The 10,254-nt window shown below is 34.8% G+C and carries 6 protein-coding genes; 1 reads left to right on the top strand and 5 read right to left on the bottom strand.

The window, feature by feature from the left end; all coding sequences use genetic code 11:
- Window positions 1–141: 141 nt before the first annotated feature.
- Genes A1704_RS20735 through A1704_RS20725 form a run of 3 tightly spaced genes read right to left on the bottom strand, consistent with a single transcriptional unit; the run spans window position 142 to window position 5,070 of the window.
- Window positions 142–591, bottom strand: coding sequence for a lipocalin-like domain-containing protein (locus A1704_RS20735; RefSeq protein ID WP_062675907.1), 450 nt, complete (start codon window positions 589–591; stop codon window positions 142–144).
- Between the two features lie 57 nt (window positions 592–648).
- Entirely contained in the window at window positions 649–2,109 is a 1,461-nt protein-coding gene (locus tag A1704_RS20730; protein ID WP_062675906.1) for a SusD/RagB family nutrient-binding outer membrane lipoprotein, read from the bottom strand.
- Window positions 2,110–2,112: 3 nt separating this feature from the next.
- Complete coding sequence (locus A1704_RS20725; protein WP_062675905.1) at window positions 2,113–5,070, bottom strand: SusC/RagA family TonB-linked outer membrane protein; 2,958 nt, start codon at window positions 5,068–5,070, stop codon at window positions 2,113–2,115.
- A gap of 700 nt (window positions 5,071–5,770) precedes the next feature.
- Here A1704_RS20725 and A1704_RS20720 point away from each other — a divergent pair.
- Window positions 5,771–6,355, top strand: a complete 585-nt coding sequence (locus A1704_RS20720; protein WP_062675904.1) for a ribonuclease HII — start codon at window positions 5,771–5,773, stop codon at window positions 6,353–6,355.
- Window positions 6,356–6,489: 134 nt separating this feature from the next.
- Here A1704_RS20720 and yidC read toward each other — a convergent pair whose 3' ends face one another.
- The gene (yidC, locus tag A1704_RS20715; RefSeq protein ID WP_062675903.1) at window positions 6,490–8,289 is read right to left on the bottom strand and encodes a membrane protein insertase YidC; all 1,800 of its coding nucleotides are present in this window, start codon (window positions 8,287–8,289) and stop codon (window positions 6,490–6,492) included.
- A gap of 178 nt (window positions 8,290–8,467) precedes the next feature.
- Window positions 8,468–10,075 carry a CTP synthase gene (locus tag A1704_RS20710; protein WP_062675902.1) on the bottom strand — a complete coding sequence of 536 codons (1,608 nt, stop codon included), beginning with the start codon at window positions 10,073–10,075 and terminating at the stop codon, window positions 8,468–8,470.
- Between the last annotated feature and the right edge of the window lie 179 nt (window positions 10,076–10,254).

The following is a 10,254-nucleotide window of genomic DNA, read 5'->3' as shown; positions in this document are numbered from 1 at the left end:
CAAGTGCATATGAAAAATAACGTAAAATTAAAAACATACAAAAAACAAAATCAGAATAGGAAAATTCCTACTCTGATTTAAGTATATTTGAAATATTAAACTAGTCAACCTTTTTCAGGACTAGTCATAAATAAGAAATATTTATTCTTTTCTGAAAACAAGGATAGCTTCGTCATTTCCAGGCGTATTATCCAGGTTTTTACTATTGTCATTAATTCTGAGCTCAGTATTGGAATAGGAATCAATTTCTTTTTTCATTGTTTTGGAAACTCCAGCTTCTGTATAGGTAAGGGTTAATGTTTGATACATTTTATCAAAGGCCCATTTTCCTCCAAAAGAATCAAAAAGATTACAGTTTCCGGAAGAAGAAGACAAATCATATCTTTCATAAGATCCCGAGAAATCAGGATTTATAAATATAACTCCTTTCTTTTCACAGTCACTCAACATGACATCTTTACCTCTAAACTCATATTTATATGGTTTCCAAGTCCCATTAATACTTACACTTTCATTTTCAACTGCACGGTCGTCATCATTGGAACATGATGCAACACTTATTAAAAGAACAATTCCTATAAAAAATCTCATATAAATGTTTTTATATTCCTCAAACCTACTCCTAGGTTTGAAGAATTATTATTTAATTTAAAATTTATCCCAAAATATTTTTGTGGATACTTTGTCACCTCCAATCTTTGAAGCTGCAGCATTCACATTCTTAGCGTTAAGAAGATATTCCTGATCAGAATATTTCATTCTTACTGGTACAGATTCTACTACAGATCCCCCAGGATTTACAAATACAGGGAAGTCCAGTCTTCTTGCAAAATTCCATGCTTGGAACCCTTTATTGAACATTGCTATCCAAGCTTGCTCACCAACAGATTTTTTCCAGTTGGCAGCATTATATGGATTGGCAGCTATAAAAGTATTTGCAGTAGCTTCAGTAATACCATACTCAGCCATTGATGCTTTAATTGCAGATTGATATAGATTAGCGGCAGTATCACCAACACTAAATCCTCTTGCAGCGGCTTCAGTTCTTAAAAACTGAATTTCAGAAAAATCTAATAAAAAGCCTTGTGCATTTTCACCTGAAATAAGATTTGTAAAGTGAGAATAACTACTAAAGATGTTCTGATCACCATATACCCCACCAACATAATTACCATTAACAGTTGTAAACCATGCAGCTCTTCTTGGATCAGATGTATTATTCATAAAGTCCACAAGAACATCCGAAGGAATAAAGTCATTCCTACCTGATTGAATTACATCCTGATACACTGGATTAGACAATAATCCTGAAGGAAATGTCTGAAGGCCGAAATTATCTAACTTGTCAGTAAATAGCCCCGCATTATATGCTGCTTCAGCATAAGTTTTAGCCAATGCAGGATCACTATCTGCCAATGTTACCGCCATTCTAAACTTCAAAGAATTACCCATTTTTTTCCATTTAGTCATATCTCCTTTGTAGATCAAATCCTTGTCATATCCACTACCAGAAGTATTAATCATAGCAACAGCGGCATCAATTCTTTTGATAAGATCCAGATACACTGTTTTTGCATCATCATAAGGAATTTCCGCACTTCCCGGATTTTCAGCGGTAGCTTTCAATGCTCCAAAATAAGGGATATCACCATATGTGTCAACCAAATTAGCCCATGCGTAAACATTTACTAATTCAATCATAGCAATATTGTTATTTTTAGTAACGGGATCTAATCCTTCGCTCTCAAGAAACCTCCTGGCATCTCTTAATGCAGATAATACTCCCGGAGAATTAATTGTAGCTGATGCAGATGCCATCATACGGTTATAATGATTCCTTGGAATTGGTCTCGTCACCATATCATAGTTCGTCTCATCAGTATAAGTAGTTTCTGACCACTGTTGGGTAAAAAACCTGGTAATGTTACGGTTTACATTGGCAGACAATAGCTGGTCAAGAAGTGCATGTTCAGCACTGGCAAAAAGTACTCCTGAAGGGACTTCAGTTGGGTGTTTAGGGTCTTCGTTCAGTGACGTAATGTCTCTTTCACATGATGTAAAAGTTAACGATAATGAAGCTAAACCTATAATTAAAAATATTTTTTTCATTTTCTAGAATTTTAAAGTTATATCAATTCCAATGTCACGAGTAGTAGGCAGTACTCCAATAGAATTACCTTTAGATGCTAAACCATTTCCTGTACCCGCTTCCGGATCTGCATAAGGTAAGTTTTTGTGGATAATCCAAAGATTTCTCCCAACAATTGAAATTTTTGCATCACGAATAGCTGTATTAGCCAAAACAGATTTAGGAAGGTTATAACCTATACTTGCTTCTCTAAGTTTCACATAAGATGCATCATAAACGAATCTTTTATTTGGCATTCTTCTATATCCATCTACGTTACCAAATGATCCCGGATTAATAGTAGGCGTTGTATTTACATTACCATTTGGATTAACACCCGGATGTACGAATCCACCTTCTCTATAGTCAGCAGTTTCTGCATAAAGACCAGTTGCTAATCCGTAATACATATCAGTGGAGAATACATCTCCTCCTTTTTTCACATCAATAAGGAAACTTACTGAGAAATCTTTATAACGGAAGCTGTTTCTGATACCACCTACCCAATCTGGTGTAATATTTCCAATAACCTGATTATTATTTCTTAAATAACGGCCTGTAGCTGGATCAATTACTTTATCTCCGTTTGCATTATATACATAATCTGATCCTACCAAAGCTCCAAAAGATTCTCCCACACGTGCGTTAAGAGAAACCCCACCTTGATAACTCGCCATTAAGTAATTCTGGGAATCACCATTTAATGCAATAACTTTATTCTCATTTTTAGACCAATTCACGTTTACATCCCATGTAAAATTATTTGTTTTAAATGGAGTACCGTTTAACTGTACTTCGATACCTTTATTATCAATCTGTCCTGCATTTACAAGGAATGTTCTATATCCTGTTGCAGAAGAGACTGGTAAATTGATAATCTGATCAAATGTTCTGGTTTTATAAATTGCAACATCAAAACCTAATCTGTTTTTGAAGAATTGTGCTTCCATACCGAATTCAGTTTCCTTAGATCTCTGAGGTTTCAAGTTTGGATTAGCAAGGAAATAAGGTTGATCAAACAGACCTTCACCTCTAGCTTTGAAAGTATTTACCAATCTGTAATTGTTAGTAGAAGAACCTACTTCAGCGTAGTTTGCTCTCAATTTCCAGAAACTTAACCATGGTTGTTTTACAAACTCTGATAGAATAACAGCTCCTGTAACTGAAGGATATCCATAGCTATTATTACCTTTTGGTAAGTTAGACGATTGGTCTACACGGTAAGTTCCATCAACAAACAAGAAGTTTTTATATCCAAATGATGCTGTTGCATATAAACTGGAAGTAACCCATTTTGCATAATTCTCATCTGGCGGAAGTATCGTTCTTATAGAGTTGGATATAGCAAAAAGCCCAGGTTTAGATAAACCACCTTCTGTACTCATAAAAATGTTATCCACAAGATTTCTTCTAACATTCCCACCTGCAATACCGCTAACACTTAGGTCTGAAGTAATATCAACCTTGTAGTTAGCAAATAAATCAAAGTTGATCTCAGTATTTTTCACATTGGTTCTTGCATATCCCGAACTTACATTAAGTCCGGATGCACCAAATGCCTGAGGAAGTGATCCATTCATTAATCTCTCTTCTACAACCATTTGCAAATCATCATAAGATAATTTACCGGTAATTCCAAAATTTTTGGAAACATCATATTTTAACTGTGCATAACTGAATATCCTAGTCCTGTCATCAGACTGATAATTCTGATATCTCTGGAAATATGGATTGTTCCAATATTGAGGAGTTCCATCAGCCGCTGTAGATCTGTTCCAAGAAAAGTTGCTATTTCCATTGTTAGCATAAGCATCTCTTAATGCCAATACATCTACGTTGGTCTGCCACCACTGTCTGAAGCCAGTAACTACGTTATCAGAATATCCTGTTTCATTACGTCCTTTTGTGTCTTGCAGAGTTAAAGTTGTAAAAACAGAAGCATGTAATTTATCCGTAAAATCGTGATTAAATTTCGCTGAAATTGTATTCTTTTTAAGTTCAGAGTTAGGCATCAAACCATTAGAAAGCATATTGGAATATGATAAGGAAAGATTCGAAGTCTTGTTTCCTTTTTCAATGGTAATCGTATTAATATATGTGACTGGTGTTTCAAAGAATTTAATAGGGCCGTTTTTCGCAGCAACCCAAGGTGTAGCTTTTCCATAATTTGGAGAAGAAGGATCAAATGAATCCCATTGGTAAACCAATTGGTTGGGATTAAATGCAGGTCCGTAAGATGCGTCATCTACAAAGTTAGCATAATTGTAACCTCCAGGTCCCGGATCTTCGTTCCATGACTGGCCACCGTATCCTGCTCCATACTTTTTTTGATAGGTAGGGAAAGTAGATTTATCAATGAATCCAGCTGTAATTCCTGAGTTTAAAGTAACCCCCCAGCTTCCGTCATTATTTCCTCTTCCACTTTTTGTTACAATAAGGATTACACCATCACTTCCTCTTTCACCATATAAAGCTGATGCAGCAGCACCTTTCAATACGTTGACAGATTCAATATCTTCCTGATTGATATCCGAAAGGAAGTTACCATAATCGAATGTAGATCCGGTTACCGTATTATTGTTAACTGGTGAACCATCAATTACAATAAGTGGAGAACCTCCTGACAAAGATTTATATCCTCTGATCAAAAGGTTTGCAGATCCGCCAAAGTTGTTATTAGTATTTACCTGTAGTCCGGCTACCTTACCTGAAAGAAGAGATGCGACGTTTCCGGTATTAGTAGTTCCACCAGTTAATTCCGCAGCTTTAACTTCTTCAGAAGCATAACCAAGAGATTTTTTCTCTCTTTTAATCCCGAGTGCGGTTACAACCACCCCCTCAATTTCTTTTGTTTTAATAGTGTCATTCTTTTGCTGGGCGTTAGCGACAGCTATCGAAGAAGACATTACTAGAACAAGAAGACTTGCTGTTAGTTTCTTCATATCAAATTAATTTTTGTGACCTTACAAATTTGTAAAACTTTCTTAATATCACAAAGCAAAATGTGAAAAAATTACAACTTATTCAATATTTTCAAAAAAAACAAGACAATAAATTATTAAAATAAGTTAAAAACAAAAGATTTAACAAAAACGCAACATTTAAAACTTATTTTTTTTTAAGAAATAATAACAATCGATTAAATTGATATAATCTATATTACAAATTTAATTATGAATGAAAATAAATTGAATATCAATGAATTAAAGATTTAAGATTTAGAAATGAAAGAAGATCAATAAACGATACTATGCAAAGCATATTTCTACAAGTGAAGAAATATTTCATTTTTTAAACAAAAAAAATGCATAAAAGCGATAAAATGTATTAAAGTTTCTTTACCAGAGCTAGATAAATTTTTCTGTTTCAAAATAAGATTGAGTTCCAAATTGAAAAAATAAACCTAAACCCAATTTAGCCAATATCAATTCGAATCCACTTTTCTCCTCATCCTAATAATTAAACCTAAACTTCTAAAAATCATCCTATATATAGTATATCGGTTATTTAAAGCAGACTACAGTCTTCTCTGTACATTCTACATAATCACAATATTATCTTTTGTTGAAGTAAGAATAAAATAAAAAACATCCAAAACCTCTTCCTTCAAAATTTTATATTTTTGCAGTATAGATACAATTCATGGAGCTAATAAAAAACTGGTCAAATCTTTATATTGAGGCCGGATGTGATGAAGTAGGAAGAGGATGTTTAAGTGGTCCGGTGGTAGCTGCAGCGGTAATTTTAGATGATGACTTCAAACAAAACCTGGTGAATGATTCCAAAAAATTAACGTTCAAAACGCGTATGGAACTGGATAGTTACATCAAAGATAATGTGAAAAACTATGCTATCGCAGAATTACCACCTTCTTTTATTGACGAACATAATATTCTTAATGCAAGTATTCATGCAATGCACCGTGCTTTGGATCAACTGACAATAACTCCTGAGCTTATTTTGGTGGATGGAAATAAATTTCATCCTTATAACTACATCCCGCATCAATGCATTATCAAAGGAGACTCCAAGGTTTTATCTATTGCTGCAGCCTCTATTCTTGCCAAAAATTATAGGGACAAGTTGATGATTCAACTTCATGAAGAACATCCTGAATATGGTTGGGACACCAATTTTGGCTATGCCACAAAAAAACATCAGGAAGCGCTTATTAAACATGGACCGACCCGATATCACAGACAGTCTTTCAGACTTAAATATGATTGAAAAACATCTATTTTCAATTATTAAATGAGCAGATATCGGATAGAAATTGAAAATCTTTCTAAAAATAATTTCAAATAAAAAAAAGAGAAGCAATTATTAAAATTGCTTCTCTTTTTTAGCTTATAGTTTAAGAATTATTTCTTCTTATTTCTTTGTTGTTCCTGAGCTTTTTGCTGCTCCTGAGCCTTCTCCATCATTTCTCTCATTCTCTTCTGGAATTTGCCTTCTGCTTTCGGTTTTTCCTTATTAGACTGAATCTGGGCATGGATTTTCTTTTCATCCAGGATCAAATACTTAATAACAAGGATGATTAGGATGTTAATCGCATTCGATACAAAATAATACCATGAAAGTCCTGAAGCCGAAGTATTAAGGAAGAACAGGAATGTAATCGGAAAGATATACATTAACACCTTCATATTTGGCATTCCTTCCTGTTGAGGCTGTTGCATATTTCCTGATGTCATAACAGTATAGATTAAAATAACAACTGTACAGGCTAAAGCGAAAATACTTAAGTGGTCTCCAAGGAAAGGAACTTTAAACGGAAGCTTGATCAAATCATCATACGCTGTCAAATCTTTGGCAAACCAGAACCCTTGGCCTCTAAGATCAATAAAGTTCGGGAAGAAACGGAACAAAGCATAGAAGATAGGAATCTGAACTAATGCCGGTAAACATCCAGCCATCTGATTCACTCCGGCTTTTCTGTACACTTCCATTGTGGCCTGCTGTTTCTTCATTGGATCTGCATCCTTAAATTTGGCATTCACTTCGTCAATTTCCGGACGGATCACCTTCATCATTGCACTTAGCTTGTGCTGCTTATACATAATTGGTGAAAGGATCAGTTTCACAATGATCGTCATTACAAAAATTACCCAACCTGCTGATAATCCCCATGCAGCAATAATGCTATATAACCACATGAAGAAATAACGGTTCATTGCTCCGATAAACGACCAGCCTAAAGGAAGAATTTCATCAAAATTCTTATCGTAAGATTTAAGCAATGGCAAATCCAATGGCATAAAATACCATGTGAAATCCTGGTTCAGCTCACTTCCAGTCATTTGAACGAAACCTTCATAGTTGAATTTCTTCAAATACTCTCCTTCTTCAACATTTTCCTGGTTTCCTTTACTTTGGGTAAATCCGTTTTTAGCTTCGATTACTGAAGAGAAAAACTGCTGCTTTACACCAATCCAGTTAAGGGTTTCTTTTTCTTCTTCCATTGTGGTTCTCCCATCATAATCATAATCTTTATAATTATTGAAAGCATAAGAAAATTCTGAGTGAGACTGCTCCTGAGCTCTACCTTTTTCCAGATTTCTTACATTATAATCCCAGATAAAATCTGCTTTATTATCAGAAGTAATTTTAGAAAGCCCCTGAGTTCTTACTTTAAAATCCAGAGTATATTTGGGTAATAGCGTGTAAATGAATTGAATGACAGCACCATTGTAATCTGCAGTTAAGGTTACCGCATTTCCATTAACAGCTGGTGAGAAAACTAAATCTTTAGTATTAACGATTTTTCCTGTTTTATCTTTAAACTGAAAACCGTAGTTTGAGTTATTCTTAGTGATCAGATAAAGCGGCTGATCTGCATTGTCTGTTTTGTGGTTGTAGGCTTTATAATTTAAAAGTTCTACTTTGGAAACCTGTCCTCCTAAGCTTGAAAATTCAAGTTTTAATTCGTTATTTCCAAGACTTGCTGTCTGGATTGCATTAGGAGTTACATTTGGATTGATATTGCTTGCCTGAGTTTGCTTTACGGCATTTTTTGCCTGTTCCGTTTTCTGCTCCTGAGCTTTCAACTCCGCTTCTTTCGTTTGTTTGTTCTGGAAATAGAACATAAAACCGAAGAGAACAAGGCATAAAACCGCGAAACTAATCATTTGCTTCTTATCGATTCCGTTGTTTTGTTGCATTTTATTTTATATTAAAATTTTAAATTTAAAATGTACGTACGGGTGTACATAATTTGAGCTGACAAAAATACTGTTTTTTTATCAAAACTCTATGCTTTACGTTGTTACTATATAATAAACTCAAGCTGAGAATAATCAGCCTGAGTTTATGGGTAGACGTTTATGATAAAATTTTACCTTATTTCTTTTCGCAAGCTTTGATGAAAGCTCTGAATAGCGGATGCGGTGTTGCTACCGTACTCTTATATTCCGGGTGATACTGAACTCCCACATAGAATGGATGATCAGGTAGTTCCAGCGCTTCTACCAAACCTGTTTCAGGGTTGGTACCTGTAGCAAGGAAACCATTCTTTTCAAATTCCTGAAGATAATCACTATTGAATTCATAACGGTGACGGTGTCTTTCAGAGATATTTTTGTTTCCGTAGATATCGTATAATTTAGAACCGTTTTTCAATGAGCACTTCCATGCTCCAAGACGCATTGTTCCTCCTTTATCTACTACATTTTTCTGTTCTTCCATCAAAGAAATTACAGGATCAGGAGTAGCGGTATCAAATTCCATAGAGTTTGCTTTGGTATGTCCTAAAACATTTCTTGCAAATTCAATCGTCATAATCTGCATTCCTAAACAGATTCCCAACATTGGAATTTTATTTTCTCTTGCATATTTTGCAGTAAGAACTTTTCCTTCAATTCCTCTGTCTCCAAAACCTGGAGCTACAAGGATACCATTCACACCTTTCAGTGTATCTTTGATATTTTCTTCCGTAATATCTCCACTGTATACCCATCTTACTTTTACTTCAGTTTCAAGGTCAGCACCTGCATGTTTGAATGCTTCAGCAATAGAGATATAAGAATCCTGAAGGGAAACATATTTTCCAACCAATGCAATTTCAACAGTTTTCTTAGGGTTCTGGAATTTTTTAAGGAAATTCTTCCAGTCTTTAAGATCAGCATCTTTATCGCTTTTCAGATCCAGTTCTTTCAAAACTACATCATCGAAATTCTGCTTCTGAAGATACATTGGAACTTCATAAATCGTTTCAAGATCTTTACATTCGATAACGTTATCTAAAGGAACGTTACAGAACTGAGCTAATTTTGCTCTCTGATCTTTAGGAATCTTATGTTCTGTTCTACAAACCAAAACATCAGCCATAATTCCGCTTTCCATCAACTGACGAACGGAGTGCTGGGATGGTTTTGTTTTCAATTCTCCACTTGAAGCCAGATAAGGCAGTAAAGTAAGGTGAATCACCATAGAATTGCTCTCTCCCAATTCCCACTTCAACTGACGAACAGTTTCAATGTATGGCAAAGATTCGATATCCCCTACAGTTCCTCCGATCTCAGTAATAATGATATCGTAGTTCTGTTTTGAAAGGATTTTAATTCTACGTTTGATTTCGTTAGTAATATGAGGAATTACCTGAACTGTTTTTCCTAGGAAATCTCCTTTTCTTTCTTTTTCAATTACAGTCTGGTAAATTTTTCCTGTAGTAACGTTGTTGTTTTGGGATGTAGGAGCATCAAGGTAACGCTCGTAGTGGCCTAAATCCAGATCCGTCTCTGCACCATCTTCAGTCACATAACACTCTCCGTGCTCATAAGGATTCAAAGTTCCTGGGTCGATATTGATATAAGGATCTAATTTTTGGATCGTTACATTAAAGCCGCGTGATTTTAGTAGAAGTCCCAGAGAAGCAGAAACGATTCCCTTTCCCAAAGATGAAGTTACACCTCCTGTCACAAAGATGTACTTTGTATTCTTTTTACTCATTAGATTAGGTTTGTGCAAAGTTAGGGGAAAAAGAAATACAAAGCAATCTTTTACATTTTGAAAATGATAAAACATCCCTCAAACAACTATAAAACCAGATAAAATTTTTTATTAAGATTGATATAAACAAATGAAACAAAGCCATAACCAAAAGGATTTTCATCTATCAGCAAAAAAGG

Origin of the sequence: Chryseobacterium cucumeris, assembly GCF_001593385.1 — a bacterium.
Classification (GTDB): Bacteria; Bacteroidota; Bacteroidia; order Flavobacteriales; family Weeksellaceae; genus Chryseobacterium; species Chryseobacterium cucumeris.
This window is presented reverse-complemented; position numbering and strand designations above follow the sequence as displayed.